The following is a 21830-nucleotide window of genomic DNA, read 5'->3' as shown; positions in this document are numbered from 1 at the left end:
TGCCTCGGCTGTGGCCGGCCGCCGTCTTGTCCCTGTTTGGTGCGGCTTCCAATCGTGGGGTGATCGGGGTGGGTGCCGTTCGGGGCGGTCCGTCCGTAAAGTGGTGGCCGTGCCAAGGATTCGAGCGGCCTCCGTGGCCGAGCACCGGTCGATGCAGCGAGCCGCCCTGCTGGACGCGGCGCGGTCGCTGCTGTCCGAGGGCGGGACGGAGGCGCTGACCTTCCCGGCTCTCGCCGAGCGCACCGGGCTTGCGCGGTCCTCCGTCTATGAGTACTTCCGGTCGCGGGCCGCCGTTGTCGAAGAGCTGTGCGAGGTGGACTTCCCGGTCTGGGCGACGGAGGTGTCTGACGCGATGCAGCGGGCGGAGACCTCGGAGGCCAAGGTCGAGGCCTATGTCCGACAGCAGCTGGCTCTTGTCGGGGACCGGCGGCACCGGGCCGTGGTGGCCATCTCCGCGAGCGAGCTCGATGCCGGGGCTCGGGAGAAGATCCGTGCGGCTCATGGCGGGCTTGTGGCAATGATCGTTGAGGCGCTCGGGGAGCTTGGGCATGCCGAGCCGCGGTTGGCGGCGATGCTTCTTCAGGGTGTGGTGGACGCCGCTGTGCGCCGGATTGAGCTGGGGGCGGCTGAGGATCCCACGTCCATCACCGACGCTGCGGTCGCGATGGCTCTGCGGGGCGTTCGGGGCTGAGGCTCTGTTGCAGGGGCTCGGCGTTGGGGCTGGGCCTCTGCTTCTGCGCACCCGGCGTGGGGCTGAGGTCTGGGTGGGCCGCCTGGCCCGGCGCTTGCGGGATGCCGCTTTCGTTGGGACGGGAGCCGCCCCTATCGGCACGCATGCCCACAGCGAGGCCGGTTACAGCGGCAGGCATGCCCATCGCTAGGGCGGACGGACGGACGGACTGGCTGCTGCGGCAGGCATGCCCATCGCTGGGACGGACGGACCGGTTGTAGCGGCACCCATGCCCACCGCAGGGGTGGCTATCGCTGAAGCCCGGTCACCGGTAGCAAGCGGGACGGGCCTCCGCTCAGCAGCCAAGGTGGGAGCAGGGACAGCGGGTTCAGGTATGTCTTTCCTCTGAGCAGGCCCCAGTGCAGGCATGACGTCGGGCAGTGGGGACTTCCTGGTTCCACGGTGTCCACGGTGCCCAGAACCTCGCCCGTCGCGACCTCGGCGCCCTTCTCCACCGACGCCCGTACCGGCCCGTACGTCGTGCGTAGTGGCGGCGTCCCTGTGCCCGTCAGTTCCACCGAGACCACTCCGCGCCCCGCGACCCGGCCGGCGAAAGACACCCGGCCCGGTGCGACCGCCCGTACCGGTGTGCCCGGGGCCGCCGCGAGGTCCACGCCCCGGTGACCGCGGCCGTATGTCGTCGCCGGGGGATCCCAGCCCCGTACGACCGAGGGACGTACGCCCAAGGGCCATGCGCGGGCGACGGTCGGTACCGTCGGATCGGCTGCCGCGGGCGGTCCCGGGGATCGGGGCGGACCCGGTGGTGCCAGGCCGGTCGTCCGGGCCAGGGCGGACGGGGTCAGGGATCCCAGGACGGTCACCGTCAGTCCCAGCAGCAAACCCAGCCACGTACGCAGACATCGTTTCGCTCGCATGCGAGAACCGTCCCGCATCGGGCCGATCATGGCCGGGATCTGTGGAGTACCGGCCGGTTGTGGAAAGCGGCGTCACCCGGTGCCTCTCGGGTCCCGTACACTTCTGGTGGCGATCCGGGCGACCGGGTCGACTTCGCACGCCCCGACTCCAGGCCATCAAACAGCCGGTGTCAGCGCCTCTCGGTCCCTAGTGGCAAGGCGCAAGCGGGCGTCAGGCGCGAGTGCCGTCCGGCACGCGCGGCACAACCGAGAACACCAAGGAGAACGGCCATGGCCGTCGTCACGATGCGGGAGCTGCTGGAAAGCGGCGTCCACTTCGGTCACCAGACCCGTCGTTGGAACCCGAAGATGAAGCGTTTCATCTTCACGGAGCGCAACGGCATCTACATCATCGACCTGCTCCAGTCGCTGTCGTACATCGACCGCGCCTACGAGTTCGTCAAGGAGACCGTCGCCCACGGCGGCACGGTCATGTTCGTCGGCACGAAGAAGCAGGCGCAGGAGGCCATCGCCGAGCAGGCCACCCGCGTCGGCATGCCCTACGTCAACCAGCGCTGGCTGGGCGGCATGCTCACCAACTTCTCGACCGTCTACAAGCGTCTGCAGCGCCTCAAGGAGCTTGAGCAGATCGACTTCGACGACGTCGCCGCGTCGGGTCTCACCAAGAAGGAGCTTCTCGTGCTCTCGCGCGAGAAGGCCAAGCTGGAGAAGACCCTCGGTGGTATCCGCGAGATGTCCAAGGTTCCCAGCGCCGTCTGGATCGTGGATACCAAGAAGGAGCACATCGCGGTCGGTGAGGCCCGGAAGCTCAACATCCCGGTCGTCGCCATCCTCGACACCAACTGCGACCCCGACGAGGTCGACTACAAGATCCCGGGCAACGACGACGCGATCCGCTCCGTCACCCTGCTCACCCGCGTGATCGCCGACGCCGTCGCCGAGGGCCTCATCTCCCGCTCCGGCGTGGGCAAGGCCGCCGAGGGTGACAAGGCCGCGGCCGAGCCGCTCGCCGCGTGGGAGCGCGACCTGCTCGAGGGCGAGAAGAAGGCCGACGACGCCGAGGCTCCGGCCGCCGAGGTCCAGACCTCCGCCGAGACCGAGAAGGTCGCCGACGCCGAAGAGGCCGAGGCTCCCGCCGAGGCCGCTGCCGCTGAGGCTCCTGCCGCTGAGGCTCCTGCCGAGGTTGCTCCCGCCGAGGTTGTTGCCGCTGAGGCGCCCGCCGCCGAGGCCCCCGCCACGGACGCCGAGCAGGCCTGACCCCTCACCCCTTCGGGTTCTGAACGGCGGGGGCACACCAAGCCCCCGCCGTTCGGCCCGTAGATCTTCAGACTTCGAGAGAGATTCCAGGAATCATGGCGAACTACACCGCCGCCGACGTCAAGAAGCTCCGTGAGCTCACCGGCGCCGGCATGATGGACTGTAAGAAGGCGCTGGACGAGTCCGACGGCAACGTCGACAAGGCCGTCGAGGCGCTGCGGATCAAGGGCCAGAAGGGCGTCGCCAAGCGCGAGGGCCGCTCCGCCGAGAACGGCGCTGTGGTCTCCATCATCGCCGACGACAACTCCTCCGGTGTCCTGGTCGAGCTGAAGTGCGAGACGGACTTCGTCGCCAAGGGTGAGAAGTTCCAGGCCGTCGCCAACCAGATCGCCGAGCACGTCGTCGCGTCCTCCCCGGCCGACCTCGACGCCCTCCTGGGCTCCGAGATCGAGGCCGGCAAGACGGTTCAGGCGTTCGTCGACGAGGCCAACGCGAACCTGGGCGAGAAGATCGTCCTGGACCGCTTCGCCCAGTTCTCCGGCGGCTACGTCGCCGCGTACATGCACCGCACCATGCCCGACCTGCCCCCGCAGATCGGTGTTCTGGTCGAGCTGGACAAGCCGAACGCCGAGCTTGCCAAGGGCATCGCGCAGCACATCGCCGCCTTCGCGCCGAAGTACCTCTCCCGCGAGGACGTTCCGGCCGAGGTCGTCGAGTCCGAGCGTCGCGTCGCCGAGGAGACCACGCGCGCGGAGGGCAAGCCGGAGGCCGCGCTTCCGAAGATCGTCGAGGGTCGCGTCAACGGCTTCTTCAAGGAGGCCACCCTCCTCGGTCAGCCGTACGCGCTCGACAACAAGAAGTCCGTCCAGAAGATTCTGGACGAGGCCGGTGTCACCCTGAAGCGCTTCGTGCGTATCAAGGTCGGCATCTGAGTCCGTACCGCGATCGACGCCCGACCCCGCTAGGGTCGACAGCAGTCGTCCGCGTACGTGGGCACGCGCGCGTGCGTGTCGGACGACAGCAGATCTGACGAGGAGGCCATTGCCGAGCATGGGATGCGAACAACACCCCGGCGGCAATGGCCTTCTTCGTATGTGTGACACGTAAAGAGGCGAGAGATCCATGACCACCACCCAGGCCGGCAAGGGCGAGAAGACCGACGAGGGCAAAGGCGCGGGACGCTTCATGCTGAAGCTTTCCGGCGAGGCGTTCGCCGGCGGCGGCGGACTGGGCGTCGATCCCGATGTGGTGCACAAGATCGCCCGTGAGATCGCGGCCGTCGTGCGCGGCGGCGCCCAGATCGCGGTTGTCATCGGCGGCGGCAACTTCTTCCGCGGCGCGGAACTCCAGCAGCGCGGCATGGACCGGGCGCGCTCCGACTACATGGGCATGCTCGGCACGGTCATGAACTGCCTGGCCCTCCAGGACTTCCTGGAGAAGGAAGGCATCGACAGCCGTGTCCAGACCGCCATCACCATGGGGCAGGTCGCCGAGCCGTACATCCCGCTTCGCGCCGTACGGCACCTGGAGAAGGGCCGTGTGGTCATCTTCGGCGCCGGTATGGGCATGCCGTACTTCTCCACCGACACCACTGCCGCCCAGCGCGCCCTGGAGATCGACGCCGAGGCTCTGCTGATGGGCAAGAACGGTGTCGACGGTGTGTACGACTCCGACCCGAAGACCAACCCCGAGGCGGTCAAGTTCGACTCGCTCAGCTACGGCGAGGTCATCACCCGCGACCTCAAGGTCGCCGACATGACCGCCATCACGCTGTGCCGGGACAACAAGCTGCCCATCCTGGTCTTCGAGCTCCTGGCGGAGGGCAATATCGCGCGGGCGGTCAAGGGTGAGAAGATCGGCACACTCGTGGGTGAACACAGCAGCCGGGCCTGACGGGACCGGCCCCGACCGGGGTCGAGCTCTGACCGGACACGGACCCCGACCGGGGGATGGACAATGTCCTGCCGGTCCGGAACCGTGCAGGAACAAGACGCGACGCAGCCGGCTGCCACCTCCACGAGGAACAGCTGCCGGGCCTACTCAAGACGCAGGAGCAAGTGGTGATCGAAGAGACCCTCCTCGAGGCCGAGGAGAAGATGGAGAAGGCCGTCGTGGTCGCCAAGGAGGACTTCGCCGCGATCCGCACCGGTCGTGCGCACCCGGCGATGTTCAACAAGATCGTGGCGGACTACTACGGCGCACTGACGCCGATCAACCAGCTGGCCTCGTTCTCGGTGCCCGAGCCGCGCATGGCGGTGGTGACCCCGTTCGACAAGAGCGCGATGCGCAACATCGAGCAGGCGATCCGCGACTCCGACCTGGGTGTCAACCCGAGCAACGACGGCAACATCATCCGGGTGGTGTTCCCCGAGCTGACCCAGGAGCGCCGCAAGGAGTTCATCAAGGTCGCCAAGACCAAGGGTGAGGACGCCAAGATCTCGATCCGCTCCGTTCGCCGCAAGGCGAAGGAGACCATCGACAAGCTGATCAAGGACGGCGAGGTCGGCGAGGACGAGGGCCGCCGTGCGGAGAAGGAACTCGACGACACCACGGCGAAGTACGCCGCCCAGGTGGACGAGCTCCTCAAGCACAAGGAAGCGGAGCTGCTCGAGGTCTGATGAACGACTCTTCCTGGGCGCCGCCGCCACAAGCCGGGTACTGGGGGCCGTCCGAGCAGGGGCCTGTCCAGGGGGCTGCCCCGGCGGGTCCCGCATACGATGCGTATGACGCGCAGCACACTCGGCCCATGCCCATCGTGCCCGACGTACCCGAACATGGCGGAGACCAGGATGACGACCGGGGGGCCGCTCGGCTGAGCGGTCCCCTGTTCCGCGACGACACACCGGCGACGGCGCCGCCCTACGGGGGCCCGTCGCAGAAGCCGCAGGAGCCCATGCCCAGCGCCCCACAGCCCGCCCCCGCACCGCAGAAGAAGAGCGCGGGACGGGACTTGGGCGCGGCCATAGGAGTGGCTGTCGGGCTCGGTGTGGTGATCGTCGCGTCCTTGCTCATCGTCAAGGCCGTCTTCATCGGCGTGATAGCGGTCGCCGTGGTGGTGGGGCTGTGGGAGCTCACCTCGCGGCTGGAGGAGCGCAAGGGCATCAAGGCGCCTCTCGTGCCGCTGGCGCTCGGCGGTGCGGCGATGGTCGTCTCCGGTTACGTCCGGGGCGCCGAGGGTGCGTGGGTGGCGATGGCACTCACCGCACTGGCCGTCCTGGTCTGGCGCATGACGGAGCCCCCCGAGGGCTATCTGAGGGACGTCACGGCCGGTGTCTTCGCGGCCTTCTACATCCCGTTCCTGGCCACGTTCGTCGCGCTGATGCTCGCGGCCGACGACGGCTCACGGCGGGTACTCACGTTCCTGCTGCTCGCCGTGGTCAGTGACACGGGCGCGTACGCGATCGGCTGGCGCTTCGGCAAGCACAAGCTGGCGCCGCGCATCAGCCCCGGCAAGACCCGCGAGGGCCTGGTCGGAGCGGTCACCTTCGCGATGGCGGCGGGTGCGCTGTTGATGGAGTTCCTGATCGACGACGGCACCTGGTGGCAGGGCCTGCTCCTGGGCCTCGCGGTCGCGGCCAGCGCCACGCTCGGCGACCTCGGCGAGTCCATGATCAAGCGTGACCTGGGCATCAAGGACATGGGCACGTTGCTGCCGGGGCACGGCGGAATCATGGACCGGCTGGACTCGCTGTTGCCCACGGCTCCGGTGGTGTGGTTGCTGCTGGTGATCTTCGTCGGGTCCGGCTGACCTGCTGTTGTGAATGCGTCTGTACGTCGCTGACGTGCGGGTTTGTCGGTGAGGGGTTCGTTGTCCACAGGGCGGCGAGCCCCTCTCCGTATGTCTGCGACACTGGTACAGCCATGCCTAAGCCCGGAGAACTTACATTCGTCGCCCCGCGCGGAGCCAAGAAGCCGCCGCGGCATCTTGCCGATCTCACGCCCGCTGAGCGTAAAGAAGCGGTTGCCGCGATCGGTGAGAAGCCGTTTCGTGCCAAGCAGCTGTCGCAGCACTACTTCGCGCGGTACGCGCACGACCCCGCGGAGTGGACGGACATCCCGGCCGCCTCGCGCGGGAAGCTTCAGGAGGCGTTGCTTCCTGAGCTGATGACGGTGGTTCGGCATATGTCGACCGACCAGGAGACCACCCGCAAGACCTTGTGGCGGCTCTTCGACGGCACGCTCGTCGAGTCCGTGCTGATGCGGTACCCGGACCGGGTGACCATGTGCATCAGCTCGCAGGCCGGATGCGGGATGAACTGCCCGTTCTGTGCGACCGGGCAGGCCGGGCTCGACCGGAACCTCTCCACCGGCGAGATCGTGCACCAGATCGTCGATGGCATGCGGGCGCTTCGGGACGGGGAGATCCCGGGTGGTCCGGCGCGGCTCAGCAACATCGTGTTCATGGGCATGGGCGAGCCGCTGGCCAACTACAAGAGGGTGGTCGGGGCGATCCGCGCGCTGACCGACCCCGAGCCCGACGGGCTCGGTCTCTCGCAGCGTGGCATCACCGTCTCGACCGTCGGGCTCGTCCCGGCGATCAACCGGCTGTCCGACGAGGGCTTCAAGTGCCGCCTCGCCATCTCTCTCCACGCACCCGACGACGAGCTGCGCGACACCCTCGTACCGGTGAACACACGATGGCAGGTGCGGGAGGTGCTGGACGCCGGCTGGGAGTACGCGGCCAAGTCGGGGCGCCGGCTCTCCATCGAGTACGCGCTGATCAGGGACATCAACGACCAGGCCTGGCGTGGTGACCGGCTCGGGCGGATGCTCAAGGGCAAGCCCGTGCATGTCAATCTCATCCCGCTGAACCCGACGCCGGGTTCGAAGTGGACCGCCTCGCGGCCCGAGGACGAGAAGGCGTTCGTCGAAGCGATCGCGGCGCACGGGGTGCCGGTCACCGTTCGGGACACCCGTGGTCAGGAGATCGACGGGGCGTGCGGTCAGCTCGCGGCCACCGAGCGGTAGCCTGGCCACCGTGGTTGCGTACGTGCATCCTTAGTTCCTACATCTTCATATTCCGACAGGGGAGCGCCACAGCGCTGAGAGTGCGGTAGCCGGGTCACCGGCGGGCCGCAGACCCTCAGAACCTTGCCCAGGTCATTCTGGGTAGGAAGTTCGGTCAATACTCAAGCTGTTGCGCCCTGCCCGGGAACTGTCAGAGGTTCCCGGGCAGGGCCGCGTCTCTTCCTGGTCATCCCAGGAGGAATTCAGTGAGCAAGAAGAAGACGATCACGGCCGTCGTTGTCGGTCTCGGGCTCGTCACGCTTTCCGCGTGCGGCTCGACCGACTCCGGTTCCGGGAGCGGCGCCGACTCCAAGACCGTGACTCTCGTCAGCCATGACTCCTTCGCCTACTCCAAGGACGTGCTGAGCGCCTTCGAGAAGGAGTCCGGGTACACGGTCAAGGTCCTCAAGGACGGCGACGCCGGGCAGGCCGTCAACAAGGCGATCCTCACCAAGGACAACCCGCAGGGCGACGTCTTCTTCGGCGTCGACAACACCCTGCTGTCCCGCGCGCTCGACAACGGGCTCTTCCAGTCCTACGAGGCCAAGGGCTCGGACGAGATCCTCCCGGAGTACCGGGTCGACGAGGACAAGCACCGAGTGACGCCCATCGACACGGGCGACATCTGTGTCAACTACGACAAGGCCTACTTCACCGAACACAAGCTGACGCCGCCGCAGTCCTTCGATGATCTGATCAAGCCCGAGTACAAGAACCTGCTCGTCACCGAGAACGCCTCGACGTCCTCGCCCGGCCTCGGCTTCCTGCTCGGGACCGCCGCCAAGTACGGGGACGACGGCTGGCAGGACTACTGGACGAAGCTCAAGGCCAATGGCGTCGAGGTCGTCGACGGCTGGGAGCAGGCGTACAACGAGGACTTCTCCGGCTCCGCGGGCGGCAAGAAGGCCAAGGCGGACCGGCCGCTCGTCGTCTCGTACGCCTCCTCGCCGCCCGCCGAGGTCATCTACGCGGACCCGAAGCCGAAGACCGCGCCGACCGGCGTCGCGACCGGCACCTGCTTCCGGCAGGTCGAGTACGCGGGGCTGCTGAGCAACGCGAAGAACACCAAGGGCGGCGAGGCGCTCATCGACTTCCTGATCACCAAGCAGTTCCAGGACGACATGCCGCTGAACATGTTCGTCTACCCGGTGGTGGAGGGCGCGAAGGTGCCGGCCGAGTTCACGGAGTTCGGGCCGCAGGCCAAGGACCCCGAGACCATGGCCCCCGACAAGATCGCCGAGAACCGTGACCAGTGGATCAAGTCGTGGACCTCGCTCGTACTGAAGTGACGCCCCGGGCGGGTAAGAAGTCCCGTGAGCAGTCCCGCCGGGGAGGCGCGGCGCGGCTCGGGCTCATGGCCCTGCCCGTCGCGTTCTTCGGCGTCTTCTTCGCCTACCCCGTGGCGGCGATCGTGGCCCGCGGCCTCAAGGTCGACGGGGTCTGGCAGCTCGGTCGGATCTGGGACGTCCTCGCGCAGTCCGACATCCGGCACGTGCTGTGGTTCACCACCTGGCAGGCGCTCGCCTCGACCGCGCTCACGCTGCTGATCGCACTCCCCGGCGCGTACGTCTTCGCGCGCTTCGATTTCAGGGGCAAGCAGGTGCTGCGGGCGGTGGTGACCGTGCCGTTCGTGCTGCCGACAGTCGTCGTCGGTACGGCGTTCCTCGCCCTCGTCGGCCGGGGCGGACTCCTGGACGAGCTGTGGGGCGTACGGCTCGACACCACGGTCTGGGCGATCCTGCTCGCGCATGTCTTCTTCAACTACGCGGTCGTCGTCCGCACGGTCGGCGGGCTCTGGTCACAGCTCGACCCGCGTCAGGAGGAGGCCGCCCGGATGCTCGGCGCCTCCCGGCTCGCGGCCTGGCGGAAGGTGACGTTGCCGGCCCTGAGCCCGGCCGTGGCCGCCGCCGCGCTGATGGTGTTCCTCTTCACCTTCACCTCCTTCGGTGTGGTGCAGATCCTCGGCGGCCCCACCTTCTCGACCCTCGAGGTCGAGATCTACCGGCAGACCTCGGAGATCTTCGACCTCTCCACGGCGGCGGTGCTGACGATCATCCAGTTCGTCGCGGTGGGCGCGATCCTCGCCGTGCACGCCTGGACCGTACGGCGCCGCGAGACCGCCCTGCGTCTGGTGGCCCCGGAGACGACCGCACGTCGGCCGCGTGGGGCCGGGCAGTGGGCGCTGCTGGCCGGGGTCCTCGCGACCATCGCCGTACTGCTCGTGCTGCCGCTGGCCGTGCTGGTCCAGCGGTCCCTGGACGCCCCCGACTTCGGGTACTACAGGGCATTGACGACCGACGACAGCGGCATCTTCCTCGTCGCGCCGATCGAGGCGATCGGCAACTCCCTGGAGTACGCGCTCGCCGCCACCGCCATCGCCGTACTGATCGGTGGTCTGGCGGCCGCGGCCCTGACGAGGCGTGCCGGACGTCTCGTACGAGGCTTCGACGCGTTGCTGATGCTGCCGCTGGGGGTGTCGGCGGTGACCGTCGGGTTCGGGTTCCTGATCGCGCTGGACGAGCCGCCGCTGAATCTCAGAAGCAGTTGGATCCTGGTGCCGCTCGCGCAGGCACTGGTCGGCGTCCCCTTCGTCGTACGGACGATGCTGCCCGTGCTGCGGGCGGTGGACGGGCGGCTGCGGGAGGCCGCGGCGGTGCTCGGGGCGTCGCCGTGGCGGGTGTGGCGCGAGGTCGATCTGCCGATGGTGCGGCGGGCGCTGCTGGTCGCGGCCGGGTTCGCCTTCGCGGTGTCGCTGGGCGAGTTCGGGGCGACCGTCTTCATCGCACGGCCCGACAACCCGACGCTGCCGGTCGCCGTGGCCCGGCTGCTCGGGCGGGCCGGTGACCTCAACTACGGCCAGGCGATGGCCCTTTCGACGATCTTGATGGTGGTGTGCGCGGTGGCCTTGCTGCTGTTGGAGCGGGTACGGACCGACCGGACCGGGGAGTTCTAGATGCTGCTGAGCCTTGAGACCGCGACCGTGCGCTTCGGCGGGCGGGCGGTGCTCGACGCCGTCGACCTCGCGGTCGCCGAGCACGATCTCGTGTGTGTGCTGGGGCCGAGCGGCAGCGGCAAGTCGACGCTGCTGCGGGCGGTGGCCGGGCTCCAGACGCTCGACGCGGGCCGGGTGCTCCTCGACGACCGCGACCAGGCGCAGGTGCCCGCGCACCGACGGGGCGTCGGCCTGATGTTCCAGGACCACCAGCTCTTCCCACAGCGGGACGTGGGCGGCAATGTCGCCTTCGGGCTGAGGATGCACGGGGCGGGCAAGACCGAACAGGCGGTACGCGTACGGGAGTTGCTGGAGCTTGTCGGCATGCCGGGCGCCGGACACCGGGCCGTCGCCGCGCTCTCCGGTGGTGAGCAGCAGCGGGTCGCGCTGGCCCGTGCCCTCGCTCCGCGCCCCCGGCTGCTGATGCTCGACGAACCGCTCGGCCAGCTCGACCGCTCGCTGCGCGAACGCCTCGTCGTCGAACTCCGCGAGCTCTTCACTGAGTTGGGTACGACCGTGCTGGCCGTCACGCACGACCAGGGCGAGGCCTTCGCGCTGGCCGACCGGGTCGTGGTGATGCGCGACGGACGAATCGCCCAGTCGGGTACGCCACTTGAGGTCTGGCAGCACCCCGCGGACGAGTTCGTGGCGCGCTTCCTCGGCTTCGACAACGTGGTCGACGCCACGGTGAGCGGGGAGGCCGCGGATACCCCGTGGGGGAAGGTCCCGGTGCCAGAAGGCGCCCCGCAGGGGCCGGGCACGCTGCTGGTGCGGCCCGCGGGCGTACGGCTGGTGGACGCGGCGGAGGGGCTGCGCTGCACCGTGGTCGCACGGACCTTCCGGGGCACCCATGTCGCCGTACAGCTGCAACCGGAGGACGCGCCCCGGCTCGAAGCGGCGTGCACGCTCAGGGATGCGCCGGTCCCGGGGGACCAGGTGGGGGTCGAGTTCGACGCCGCCGAGATCGTCGTCCTCGACTGAGGCCGACCGCACCGGCGCCGCCGAAATGGTCGTACGCGAGGAACTTCCCGCCGCATAAAGTGCGGGTCATGACGCTACTCGGACTGCTCGGACATGATCGCTACTGTGACGCCATCGACTTACAGGTACGGCAGTTGAGGGATGTGGTGACCTCGGACGGCGTCGAGCTCTCCGCCACCGTGCCCACTTGCCCGGACTGGTCGCTGGAGCAGCTCGTCCGGCATACGGGCGGGGCGCTGCGCTGGGTCGAACTCATCGTGCGGACCAGGGCGCAGGAGAACATCCCTGACGAGGATGTGCCGTTGGCCGAGGGGCCGGAGGCCGAGGGTGATCCCGCGGCCTTGGACGCCTGGCTCGCGGAGACCGGCGAGATGCTCGTGCGCACGCTGCGCGAGGCGGGGCCCGACGCGAAGGTCTGGGCGTGGGCCGGGGTCCTCAACTCCGGTTTCTGGGCGCGCCGGATGACGCATGAACTGGCGATCCACCGCGCCGACGCGACACTCGCCGCGGGGCTGCCGTACGAGGTCGATCCCGATGTGGCTGCCGACGCGATCGACGAATGGCTGGGGATCGTGGAGTTCGTGCAGCGGACGCAGCCGCACGACGCGGCGAGGGAACTGCGCGGACCCGGCCGCAGCATCCACCTCCACGCCACCGACACGACCCCCGAGTTGAACGCCGAGTGGGTCGTCGAACTCACCGAGGAGGGCGTCGTCTGGCGCCGCGGCCACGAGAAGGCGACCGTCGCGCTGCGGGGCCCGCTGACCGACGTACTGCTGGCCTTCTACCGTCGACTGCCGCTGGACGCCGGAAAGTTGGAGGTTCTGGGGGAGCGGGAGCTGCTGGAGTTCTGGCTGGAGCGGGCGACGTTCGGGTAGGTCCTGCGCCGAGGCTGCCCACCAGGGTCATGTCCCGCAGTACGGCTGCCCGCCAGGGTCACACAGGCGTGTGGCCCGCCTCCTCGATGAGGGGGCGGGCCACACGTTCGTACGGTGTGAGGATCAGGCCTTCGTCGCGCCACGGCGGCGCATACCGAAGAAGACCGCTCCGCCACCGACCAGGACGAACGCCCCGGCGATGCCGGCGATCACCGGGGTGTTGGAGTTCGCACCGGTCTCGGCGAGGTTGGACTCACCGGCCGCGGGGGACGGGGCGTTGCTGCCCGTCGTGGCGGGGGCGGTGGTGCTCTCGGCGGGCGACGGGGTCGCCGAGTCCGAAGGCGTCTCCGACGGGGCGGGCGTCTCCGAGGGCGGAGGCGTCGTGGCCGGCGGAGTGGTCTCCGTGGACGTGCACGCCTTGTCCGGCGTGATCAGGTTCGGGGAGATGTCCTCGTCGACAGCGTTGTTCTCAGCCTTGATGTGGACGCGGTACTCGGCCTTGGGGGCCCAGTTCTCCGAGAACGTGACGGTGGCGCCCTCGCGGGTGCCCACCACGGTCTCCTCGCCGACGAGCTTCGCGTCGGCGCCGTTCGACTCGAGGTAGACCGACACGGTGGCCTTTACGCCCGAGGCGTCCACGTCCTTGACGGTGATGATGCCCTTCCCGTTGTCGTCGCAGTCGGCGACGGCGGAGAAGTCCTTAATGTTGCAGGCCATTGCGTTGCCGGCGACACCGAGCGCGAGCGCGGCCGTCGCTGAAGCAACACCGAGGATTCGCACAGAACGTGCGGTACGGCGAGATATGGACACGATTGCCCTTCACGGGATGCGCAACTGCGGGGGGTGAGAGGGGCGTTCTGCTGCTCTGCTGCGACAACAGCGCCCCCAGTAGCCTCACTGGTTTATAAGCGCCAGCTAAGTGCTGTCAATGCATATGCCCTGCCGAGGGGGTTGGCTTTACCTCCTCATTAACCACCGAGACGTTTGAGCGCGTCCGGAGCGTCCTCGATACGGTCAACTAGGGCGATTCGGGACTCCATCGCTCGCCCGCGGGCGAGCGACTGCAGGAGCGGCCAGGTGGGGTGTCTTTCGGTCCAGTGGGCGCGGTTCACGAGAATCATGGGGGTCGGCTCGCCACGGGACTCGTAGTAGTTCGGGGTCGCGTTGTCGAAGATCTCCTGTACGGTCCCGGCGGCGCCCGGCAGGAAGACGACGCCCGCGTTCGAGCGGGCCAAGAGGCCGTCCTCGCGGGTCGCGTTGGCGAAGTACTTGGCGATGTGCGCGGCGAAGGCGTTCGGCGGCTCGTGGCCATAGAACCAGGTGGGGATGCCGACCGAGGCGCCGCCGGAGGGCCAGCGCTCGCGTATGTCGAAGGCGGCGCGCGCCCAGTCGGTGATCGAGGGGGTGAACGACGGCGCCCGCGCGAGGAGTTCGAGCGCCTCGGCGAGCATCTCGTCGTCGAAGGGCGCCGCGTACGCGCCGAGGTTCGCCGCCTCCATCGCGCCCGGGCCGCCGCCGGTGGCGACCGTGTAACCGGCGCGCGCCAGCTCACGTCCGAGGCGCGCCGCCCCCTCGTACGCCTTCGTGCCGCGTGCCATCGCGTGGCCGCCCATCACGCCCACCACCCGGGCGCCGACGAGGAGTTCGTCGAGTGCGTCCGAGACCGAGTCGTCGTGGACGGCGCGCAGCATCGAGGCGAATATGTCGCCGTCGGCCTTGGTCTGCTGGAACCAGGCGTACGCGAGGGCGTCCGGCGTCGCCTCGTAGCCCGCGTCGAGCCGCTCGAAGAGTTCGTCGGGGGAGTAGAGCAGGCCACGGTAGGGGTCGAAGGGCAGGCCGGGGACGGGCGGGAAGACCAGCGCGCCCGCCGCGCGGAGCGTCGCCGCCGCGTCGGGGTCCATCGGGCAGCCGAGGAAGACGGCGCCCGCGGAGTCCAGGGACAGCAGATCCGTCGTACGGCCCGTCAGATCGACTGCCTGAACACGGAACTGGGCGAGTGAACCGTGCTTGGAGACGACCTCGTCGAACTCGGCGAGGGACTCGATCTCACGGTCGTGGGAAGCGTGTCGGGGGGTCGGCTGCACGCGGCCATGCTAGGCGCACGGGCGGCGGGGCTCGGGGGCGGCCCGGAGCTGGGGCCGTCCTGGGGACGCAGTCGCCCTGGGTGGGGCGTTGAGGTACCCGGCTCCCTGGGGGCCGCCCGGGGCCGCCGCCCTGCGGTGAGGCGGCCCTACGACTGCGCGCGGGGTCAGCCCTGGACCGCCGCCGGGTCCATCCACATGACCTCCCAGCTGTGGCCGTCCGGGTCGTCGAAGGAGCGGCCGTACATGAAACCGTGGTCCTGGGGCTCGCCCGAGGCCGAACCGCCCGCCGCGATGGCGTTGTCGACGAGCTCGTCGACCTTCTCGCGGCTCTCGGCGCTCAGACACAGCAGCACCTCGCTGGTCTTGGTGGAGTCCGCGATCTGCTTCTTCGTGAAGTCGGCGTAGCGCTGCTTGCTCAGCATCATCGCGACGATCGTGTCGCTGATCACGACGCAGGCGCAGTCGTCCGTCGAGAACTGCGGGTTGATCGTGTACCCGAGCTCGGTGAAGAACTTCTTCGAGGTGTCCACGTCGGCGACGGCCAGGTTCACGAAGATCATCTGCTGGTACATGTCCAGGTCTCCCATCGGTGCGGTACGGCGCTGTGGTGTCGTTCGCAGGGATAGACCGGGGGTCCGCGCGGAACTCATCGCTCGGCGCGGACTTTTCTCCTTCGGGCGGTCAACGCACCAGGGGCAGCGCGGCGAGTTCGGCGACCGCCCAGGTCAGCGGGCCGAACACGGCGAGCAGCGCGCCGACGCGCAGGGCGGCGGCGCTCCGGAGCATGGTCGCGGGCGCGCCCAGCCGCAGCAATGCCGCCGTGGTGTCCGCGCGCGCCTGCTTGGCCTCCAGGGCGGCCGTCGCCAGGGTCAGGACGGTGCACCCCGCGACCACCAGGGCGCCGAGGGTGGTCAGCGGACCGAAGTCGGGGCGCGCGCCGGTGTACAGCGTTGCCACCGCGTACCCGCCCGACGCCACCGCGCACACCACGCCGAGCGGCTGCCCGATCCGCCGCGCCTCCGCCTGGAGCACCCGCCCGGCGAGCAGCCGCACCGCGCCCGGACGTACGGCTTGCAGCAGCCGCCCGCAGGCGTAGGTGATCGCCGGCCCGGCCAGCGCCAGGCCGACCGCGGTCAGCGCCCAGCCGACCAGCACCCCGGCGGGGCCGCCCGCGAAACCGCCGGGCAGCGCGAGACCGGGGGTCGGGCCGGAACGGCTCGCGTACGTCTCCACGGCGAGGCCCGCCGCGAGCACGGCGGCGCCCCAGGGGAGGCCGCTCGGGGTGGTCTGTGAGGTGGGAGGGAGCTCGGGGACTTCGAGGAGACGCGGGTCCCAGGAAGGGTCGTCTTGGGTGCTGGTGCTGGTGCTGGTGCTGGCGCTGCCGTCCGGGCCCGCGTCGCCGCGGGGGCTGCCGGAGCGGTCGTACGCGGGTGCGTCGTCCCCCGATGCGCCGGTGAGGTCGTACGTGTCCGCGTTCCCGGCGGCGCCGGTGATGTCGTACGCCTCGACGTTCCCGGTGGCGCCGGACTGATCGTGCGCCCGCGTGCCCTTTCCAGCCTGCGGAAGGTCGGACGCACGGCCGTTCCCCGCATGTCGAGGCGCGCGCCGGGATGTGCGCGCCGGGGCGTTGCCCATCGCGCCGGCGCGTGCCGCGAGCCAGGCGCCCCCGCGGCGTACCGTCGCGTCCCGCGGACGCAGCACCACCGCGCTCGCCGCCGAGGCCGCCATCGGCACCAGCGCGAGCAGTGTCAGCGCGGCGGGCAGCGGGAGCGGCTGGTCGGAGGCGAGGAACTCCGCCGCCGCGCCGTCGAAGGGCATGCCCGTCAGGTCACCGCGCAGGTGCAGGAAGAGGAGCAGGGCGAGCATCGAGCCGAGGGTGGAGGACAGGGCGGTGGTGACCGCCGCGATGGCCATCAGACGGCCGGGGCCGAGGCCGATCGCCGAGAGCCCGGGGCGCGGTCGGGTGCCCGGGTCGGTGCGGGCGACCGCGACCGCGAAGTACACGTTGGCGGCCAGCGGAGCGACGCACCAGGTCAGGCGGAGCACCGAGGCGGCCGAGTCGTCCGGATGCGCCATCGCGTACCCCAGCGTGCACAGCAGCAGGAAGCCGGTGCCCGCCGACGCGGCGGTGACCAGGAGCCGGCGCAGCTGGACGAGGGGGTCGGCCCCGCGGGCTAGACGGAGAGCGAGCACGCGGCCCGGCCTTCCGACTCGGTGACCGGAGGCAGGTGGACGGTGTTCACGCGCCGTCCGTCGAGGAGTGAGACCGTGCGGTCGGCGAGCGCCGCGGTCTCCGCGTCGTGCGTGGCAAGGACGACCGTGATGCCGTGCGACCGGGCCGCCGTGGTGAGCGTACGCAGCACATGGGCGCGGTCGGCGCGGTGCAGCGGGGCGGTCGGCTCGTCGGCGAAGAGCACGGTGGGGGAGGGGACGAGCGCGCGGGCGACGGCGACGCGCTGGCGCTCGGCCTGGAGCAGGGCGTGCGGGCGCTTGCGGGCGCAGCCGCCGATGTCGAGGCGCTCCAGCCACTCCAGGGCGGCGGTCTTGGCGGCCCGGCGTCCGCATCCGCGGAGCATCAGCGGCAGCGCGGCGTTCTCCCAGGCGTTCAGCTCGGGGACGAGGACCGGAGTCGGGTCGATCCAGCCGAAGCGTTCGCGGCGCAGCCGTTCGCGGGTGAGCGGGCCCATGGTGTGCACGGGCGTGCTGTTGAACCAGATCTCGCCCTGGTCCGGCAGGAGCTGGCCCGCCAGGCACCGCAGCAGCGTCGTCTTGCCGCTGCCGCGCGGGCCGCCGACGGCGAGGATCTCGCCCTCCCGGACGCCGAGCGAGACACCGCTGAGCGCGGGCGAGCCGTTGTGCTTGACGTGCAGGGCGCGTGCCCAGATCACGTCGTTGTCAGGCGGGGCCACCATCGCGTACACCTCGTTCAGATCTGATTTGCGCTGCCTGAGCGGCTTCGAAGGAGTGCGTCCGCACTTCCCCGAGCTCGCTCGGTCCCCCGGTCGGGGGAACGAAGGCAGGGCCGATCGGTCACTGGGCACGCTAGGTAGTCGGGGCCGGGAGGCCGGACAGCACGCGGCCCCGGGCGGCCCATTCTCACTCGAACGGGCGGCACCGGGGCCGGTGTTGATCACAGATTCAGCTCATCGGAGCCGCTCGGCTCAGAGCTTCGTCCACGCCTCCGTCAGCACCTGACGGACGATCCCCTCGATCTCGTCGAAGGTCGACTGGTCGGCGATCAGCGGCGGCGACAGCTGGATGACCGGGTCTCCGCGGTCGTCGGCGCGGCAGTACAGGCCGTACTCGAAGAGCTTCTTGGAGACGAAGCCGTAGAGCACGCGCTCCGACTCCTCGTCCGTGAAGGTCTCCTTGGTGGCCTTGTCCTTCACGAGCTCGATGCCGTAGAAGAAGCCGTTGCCGCGGACGTCGCCGACGATCGGCAGGTCGTGCAGCTTCTGCAGGGTCTGCAGGAAGTTCGCCTCGTTGTCCAGCACGTGCTGGTTGAGCCCCTCGCGCTCGAAGATGTCGAGGTTGGTGAGCGCCACCGCCGCGGAGACGGGGTGGCCGCCGAAGGTGTAGCCGTGCAGGAAGGTGTTGTCGCCCTTGTAGAACGGCTCGGCGATGCGGTCCGAGATGATGGTGGCGCCGATCGGGGAGTAGCCCGAGGTCATGCCCTTGGCGCAGGTGATGATGTCCGGGATGTAGTCGAACTTGTCGCAGGCGAACATCGTGCCGAGGCGGCCGAAGGCGCAGATGACCTCGTCGGAGACGAGCAGCACGTCGTACTTGTCGCAGATCTCGCGCACGCGCTGGAAGTAGCCGGGGGGCGGCGGGAAGCAGCCGCCCGCGTTCTGTACCGGCTCCAGGAAGACCGCGGCGACGGTCTCCGGGCCCTCGAAGAGGATCTCCTGCTCGATCTGGTCGGCGGCCCAGCGGCCGAAGGCGACCGGGTCGTCGCCGTGGATCGAGGCGCGGTAGATGTTGGTGTTCGGCACCTTGTGCGCGCCCGGGACGAGCGGCTCGAAGGGGGCCTTCAGGGCCGGCAGGCCGGTGATGGACAGGGCGCCCTGCGGGGTGCCGTGGTAGGCGACCGCGCGCGAGATGACCTTGTACTTCGTGTGGTTGCCGGTGAGCTTGTGGTACTGCTTCGCCAGCTTCCACGCGGTCTCGACGGCCTCGCCGCCGCCTGTGGAGAAGAACACCTTGTTCAGGTCGCCCGGCGCGTAGTGCGCGAGCCGCTCGGCGAGCTCGACGGCCTTGGGGTGGGCGTAGGACCAGATCGGGAAGAAGGCCAGCTGCTGCGCCTGCTTGAACGCCGTCTCCGCGAGTTCCGTGCGGCCGTGGCCCGCCTGGACCACGAACAGGCCCGCGAGACCGTCGAGGTAGCGCTTGCCCTTGTCGTCGTAGATGTAGGTGCCCTCACCACGCACGATGGTGGGAACGGGCGCGTTCTCGTACGAGGACATGCGGGTGAAGTGCATCCACAGGTGGTCGTACGCGGTCTTGCTGAGGTCCTTGGTGCTCACGGCTATCGGGTTCCCCACATGTAGGTCTGTTTCTTGAGCTTCAGGTAGACGAAGCTCTCGGTGGAGCGCACTCCGGGGAGGGCCCGGATGCGTTTGTTGATGACGTCCAGCAGGTGGTCGTCGTCCTCGCAGACGACTTCTACGAGGAGGTCGAACGAGCCGGCGGTCATCACCACGTACTCGACTTCCGGCATCGCGGTCAGGGCGTCGGCGACCGGCTCCAGATCACCCTCCACGTTGATGCCCACCATCGCCTGCCTGCGGAAACCCACGGTGAGCGGGTCCGTGACGGCGACGATCTGCATCACGCCCTGGTCGAGGAGCTTCTGGACGCGCTGACGCACGGCCGCCTCGGAGAGGCCGACGGCCTTGCCGATCGCGGCGTACGGGCGGCGTCCGTCCTGCTGGAGCTGCTCGATGATGGCGAGGGAGACGGTGTCCAACGAGGGACTGCCGTTCCTGGACTCGCGGGAGTCCCTGGGGTCTGCGCTTCGACTGGCCACGGCTTCACTCTGCACGACGTCTCGACGGATCCGCAAGGTTGTTGCGATGAAATTCGTTGTTTAGGGGCCCAAGTCTTGCGGATTTCGCAGCTCTGGGGCGATCGGGGGTGTTGAAAACGTGGGGGCACGGATTAGGGTGGGTGTCTCAGTGAATGGACATCGAAGTCACCTGAGGTCATGGATGTCCGCAGTCATCTGAAGTCAATGGACACCTGAACCTGGAGGGCCGGAAGTGAGCACCGAGCTGCGTCGTCTGCGCAACTACATCGATGGTGAGTTCCGGGACGCCGCCGACGGGCGGACCACCGAGGTCATCAACCCCGTGATCGGCGCGGCGTACGCGACGGCGCCGCTGTCCGGTCAGGCGGACGTGGACGCCGCGATGGCGGCCGCCGCCGCGGCCTTCCCGGCCTGGCGCGACCGGACCCCGTCCGAGCGCCAGCGCGCGCTCCTCAAGATCGCGGACGCTTTCGAGGAGCGCGCCGAGGAGCTGATCGCGGCCGAGGTGGAGAACACCGGCAAGCCGATCGGGCTGACCCGCTCCGAGGAAATCCCGCCGATGGTCGACCAGATCCGTTTCTTCGCGGGCGCCGCCCGGTTGCTGGAGGGGCGCAGCGCCGGCGAGTACATGGAGGGTCTGACCTCCATCGTGCGCCGTGAGCCCATCGGGGTCTGCGCGCAGGTCGCGCCGTGGAACTACCCGATGATGATGGCGGTGTGGAAGTTCGCCCCCGCGCTCGCGGCCGGCAACACCGTCGTCCTGAAGCCGTCTGACACGACCCCCGCCTCCACTGTCCTGATCGCCGAAATCATCGGCGCGATCCTGCCCAAGGGCGTTTTCAACGTCGTCACCGGCGACCGCGACACCGGCCGCCTGATGGTCGAGCACCACACCCCGGCGATGGCCTCCATCACGGGCTCCGTGCGCGCGGGCATGTCGGTCGCCGAGTCGGCGTCCAAGGACCTCAAGCGGGTCCACCTGGAGCTGGGCGGCAAGGCTCCTGTCGTCGTCTTCGAGGACACCGATATCGCCAAGGCCGTCGAGGACATCTCGGTGGCGGGCTTCTTCAACGCGGGCCAGGACTGTACGGCCGCCACGCGCGTGCTGGTCCAGGAGACCATCCACGACGAGTTCGTGGCCGCGCTCGCCAAGGCCGCCGCCGACACGAAGACCGGGCAGCCGGACGACGAGGACGTGCTGTACGGCCCGCTGAACAACCCGAACCAGCTCAAGCAGGTCAGCGGCTTCATCGAGCGGCTCCCCGCCCACGCCAAGGTCGAGGCGGGCGGCCACCGGGTCGGCGAGGTCGGCTACTTCTACGCGCCGACCGTCGTGTCGGGCCTGAAGCAGGACGACGAGATCATCCAGAACGAGGTCTTCGGCCCGGTCATCACCGTCCAGTCCTTCACGGACGAGGCGCAGGCCATCGAGTGGGCCAACGGCGTCGAGTTCGCCCTCGCCTCCTCGGTGTGGACGAAGAACCACGGGCGGGCGATGCGGCTGTCGAAGGCCCTCGACTTCGGCTGCGTGTGGATCAACACCCACATCCCGCTGGTCGCCGAGATGCCGCACGGCGGCTTCAAGAAGTCCGGCTACGGCAAGGACCTTTCGGCATACGGGTTCGAGGACTACACGCGGATCAAGCATGTGATGACGTCGCTGGACGCGTAGTCGTTTGAGGCGGTTGTACGTCGCCTTTTGAGGGGTGGGTACGTCAATGGCGCGGCCCCGGACGGGAGTTGATCCGTCCGGGGCCGCGCCCTTTCCCCTCCGTGATGGTCAGGCGTTTATGGTCAGGCGTTTTTGGAGGCGTGGTCGCGTCCCGAGGGCGGGCTGAGTGTGCAGGTCGGGTTTCCACCGGGTGTGCCCGCTGAGCCGGCGCCCGCTGCCCGCTGCCCGCCGTACGCCGTACGAAGTGATCGACAGGGTGTCGGTTCGGTGCGTGAGTGCTCGACGCAGCGTCCATTGTCCCGGCCGAGACGATCGCGGCATGCTG

At 69.3% G+C, this 21830-nt stretch carries 20 protein-coding genes and 1 riboswitch; of the genes, 12 read left to right on the top strand and 8 right to left on the bottom strand.

What is annotated here, in order from left to right:
- Positions 1–133 precede the first annotated feature (133 nt).
- Complete coding sequence (locus tag AB0N66_RS05000; RefSeq protein WP_365429467.1) at positions 134–691, top strand: helix-turn-helix domain-containing protein; 558 nt, start codon at positions 134–136, stop codon at positions 689–691.
- Positions 692–978: 287 nt separating this feature from the next.
- On the opposite strand, the gene AB0N66_RS04995 is transcribed toward AB0N66_RS05000, so the two are convergent.
- Complete coding sequence (locus AB0N66_RS04995) at positions 979–1605, bottom strand: M23 family metallopeptidase (protein WP_365428851.1); 627 nt, start codon at positions 1603–1605, stop codon at positions 979–981.
- 270 nt (positions 1606–1875) lie between these two features.
- On the opposite strand from AB0N66_RS04995, the gene rpsB reads away from it, so the two are divergent.
- The 10 genes from rpsB (at position 1876) to AB0N66_RS04945 (ending at position 12720) form a co-directional block, all read left to right on the top strand.
- Entirely contained in the window at positions 1876–2862 is a 987-nt protein-coding gene (gene rpsB, locus AB0N66_RS04990; protein ID WP_365428848.1) for a 30S ribosomal protein S2, read from the top strand.
- Between the two features lie 95 nt (positions 2863–2957).
- A complete protein-coding gene (gene tsf / locus AB0N66_RS04985) occupies positions 2958–3794 on the top strand; it encodes a translation elongation factor Ts (RefSeq protein ID WP_365428845.1) in 837 nt (278 codons plus the stop codon).
- A gap of 190 nt (positions 3795–3984) precedes the next feature.
- On the top strand, positions 3985–4755 hold the full coding sequence (gene pyrH, locus AB0N66_RS04980) for a UMP kinase (protein WP_365428842.1): 771 nt from the start codon (positions 3985–3987) through the stop codon (positions 4753–4755).
- 167 nt (positions 4756–4922) lie between these two features.
- Entirely contained in the window at positions 4923–5480 is a 558-nt protein-coding gene (gene frr, locus AB0N66_RS04975; protein ID WP_327432044.1) for a ribosome recycling factor, read from the top strand.
- Positions 5480–6610 (top strand): phosphatidate cytidylyltransferase, encoded by a 1131-nt coding sequence (locus tag AB0N66_RS04970; protein ID WP_365428839.1) that lies wholly within the window; start codon positions 5480–5482, stop codon positions 6608–6610. Before frr ends, AB0N66_RS04970 begins: the two co-directional genes overlap by 1 nt.
- Positions 6611–6723: 113 nt before the next feature.
- Positions 6724–7830 carry a 23S rRNA (adenine(2503)-C(2))-methyltransferase RlmN gene (gene rlmN, locus AB0N66_RS04965; protein WP_365428836.1) on the top strand — a complete coding sequence of 369 codons (1107 nt, stop codon included), beginning with the start codon at positions 6724–6726 and terminating at the stop codon, positions 7828–7830.
- 47 nt (positions 7831–7877) lie between these two features.
- Positions 7878–7996, top strand: a riboswitch (TPP riboswitch).
- Between the two features lie 79 nt (positions 7997–8075).
- Positions 8076–9158 carry a thiamine ABC transporter substrate-binding protein gene (locus tag AB0N66_RS04960; protein ID WP_365428833.1) on the top strand — a complete coding sequence of 361 codons (1083 nt, stop codon included), beginning with the start codon at positions 8076–8078 and terminating at the stop codon, positions 9156–9158.
- 65 nt (positions 9159–9223) lie between these two features.
- The gene (locus AB0N66_RS04955; RefSeq protein WP_365429464.1) at positions 9224–10822 is read left to right on the top strand and encodes an iron ABC transporter permease; all 1599 of its coding nucleotides are present in this window, start codon (positions 9224–9226) and stop codon (positions 10820–10822) included.
- On the top strand, positions 10823–11842 hold the full coding sequence (locus AB0N66_RS04950) for an ABC transporter ATP-binding protein (protein ID WP_365428830.1): 1020 nt from the start codon (positions 10823–10825) through the stop codon (positions 11840–11842).
- Between the two features lie 68 nt (positions 11843–11910).
- Positions 11911–12720: a maleylpyruvate isomerase family mycothiol-dependent enzyme gene (locus AB0N66_RS04945; protein ID WP_365428827.1), complete on the top strand. Its 810-nt coding sequence runs from the start codon at positions 11911–11913 to the stop codon at positions 12718–12720.
- Positions 12721–12843: 123 nt separating this feature from the next.
- Here the strand turns inward: AB0N66_RS04945 and AB0N66_RS04940 are convergent, their stop codons facing one another.
- The 7 genes from AB0N66_RS04940 to AB0N66_RS04910 all read right to left on the bottom strand — a co-directional run bounded on the left by AB0N66_RS04940 (position 12844) and on the right by AB0N66_RS04910 (position 19848).
- On the bottom strand, positions 12844–13500 hold the full coding sequence (locus AB0N66_RS04940; RefSeq protein WP_365428824.1) for an LAETG motif-containing sortase-dependent surface protein: 657 nt from the start codon (positions 13498–13500) through the stop codon (positions 12844–12846).
- Between the two features lie 188 nt (positions 13501–13688).
- On the bottom strand, positions 13689–14804 hold the full coding sequence (locus AB0N66_RS04935; RefSeq protein ID WP_365428821.1) for a Rossmann fold nucleotide-binding protein: 1116 nt from the start codon (positions 14802–14804) through the stop codon (positions 13689–13691).
- 164 nt (positions 14805–14968) lie between these two features.
- Complete coding sequence (locus AB0N66_RS04930) at positions 14969–15376, bottom strand: VOC family protein (protein ID WP_365428818.1); 408 nt, start codon at positions 15374–15376, stop codon at positions 14969–14971.
- Positions 15377–15485: 109 nt separating this feature from the next.
- The gene (locus AB0N66_RS04925) at positions 15486–16997 is read right to left on the bottom strand and encodes a hypothetical protein (protein WP_365428815.1); all 1512 of its coding nucleotides are present in this window, start codon (positions 16995–16997) and stop codon (positions 15486–15488) included.
- Entirely contained in the window at positions 16979–17716 is a 738-nt protein-coding gene (locus AB0N66_RS04920) for an ATP-binding cassette domain-containing protein (RefSeq protein WP_365428812.1), read from the bottom strand. Before AB0N66_RS04920 ends, AB0N66_RS04925 begins: the two co-directional genes overlap by 19 nt.
- Before the next feature lie 249 nt (positions 17717–17965).
- Positions 17966–19348: an aspartate aminotransferase family protein gene (locus tag AB0N66_RS04915; RefSeq protein WP_365428809.1), complete on the bottom strand. Its 1383-nt coding sequence runs from the start codon at positions 19346–19348 to the stop codon at positions 17966–17968.
- Entirely contained in the window at positions 19333–19848 is a 516-nt protein-coding gene (locus AB0N66_RS04910) for an Lrp/AsnC family transcriptional regulator (RefSeq protein WP_365428805.1), read from the bottom strand. Before AB0N66_RS04910 ends, AB0N66_RS04915 begins: the two co-directional genes overlap by 16 nt.
- 217 nt (positions 19849–20065) lie before the next feature.
- On the opposite strand from AB0N66_RS04910, the gene AB0N66_RS04905 reads away from it, so the two are divergent.
- Positions 20066–21505 carry a gamma-aminobutyraldehyde dehydrogenase gene (locus AB0N66_RS04905; RefSeq protein WP_365428802.1) on the top strand — a complete coding sequence of 480 codons (1440 nt, stop codon included), beginning with the start codon at positions 20066–20068 and terminating at the stop codon, positions 21503–21505.
- The last annotated feature ends 325 nt before the right edge of the window (positions 21506–21830 follow it).

This window comes from Streptomyces sp. NPDC093544 (assembly GCF_040683495.1).
GTDB lineage: Bacteria > Actinomycetota > Actinomycetes > Streptomycetales > Streptomycetaceae > Streptomyces.
The sequence above is the reverse complement of the archived record's forward strand: the minus strand, read 5'-3'. Positions and strand labels throughout refer to the sequence as shown.

Bases quoted from the DNA above. Each gene is read 5' to 3' on its own strand.
- tsf (WP_365428845.1), top strand. From the start codon at position 2,958: ATGGCGAACTACACCGCCGCCGACGTCAAGAAGCTCCGTGAGCTCACC.
- AB0N66_RS04945 (WP_365428827.1), top strand. From the start codon at position 11,911: ATGACGCTACTCGGACTGCTCGGACATGATCGCTACTGTGACGCCATC.
- AB0N66_RS04995 (WP_365428851.1), bottom strand. From the start codon at position 1,605: ATGCGAGCGAAACGATGTCTGCGTACGTGGCTGGGTTTGCTGCTGGGA.
- AB0N66_RS04930 (WP_365428818.1), bottom strand. From the start codon at position 15,376: ATGTACCAGCAGATGATCTTCGTGAACCTGGCCGTCGCCGACGTGGAC.
- rpsB (WP_365428848.1), top strand. From the start codon at position 1,876: ATGGCCGTCGTCACGATGCGGGAGCTGCTGGAAAGCGGCGTCCACTTC.
- AB0N66_RS04955 (WP_365429464.1), top strand. From the start codon at position 9,224: ATGGCCCTGCCCGTCGCGTTCTTCGGCGTCTTCTTCGCCTACCCCGTG.
- rlmN (WP_365428836.1), top strand. From the start codon at position 6,724: ATGCCTAAGCCCGGAGAACTTACATTCGTCGCCCCGCGCGGAGCCAAG.
- AB0N66_RS04970 (WP_365428839.1), top strand. From the start codon at position 5,480: ATGAACGACTCTTCCTGGGCGCCGCCGCCACAAGCCGGGTACTGGGGG.
- AB0N66_RS04920 (WP_365428812.1), bottom strand. From the start codon at position 17,716: ATGGTGGCCCCGCCTGACAACGACGTGATCTGGGCACGCGCCCTGCAC.
- pyrH (WP_365428842.1), top strand. From the start codon at position 3,985: ATGACCACCACCCAGGCCGGCAAGGGCGAGAAGACCGACGAGGGCAAA.
- AB0N66_RS04950 (WP_365428830.1), top strand. From the start codon at position 10,823: ATGCTGCTGAGCCTTGAGACCGCGACCGTGCGCTTCGGCGGGCGGGCG.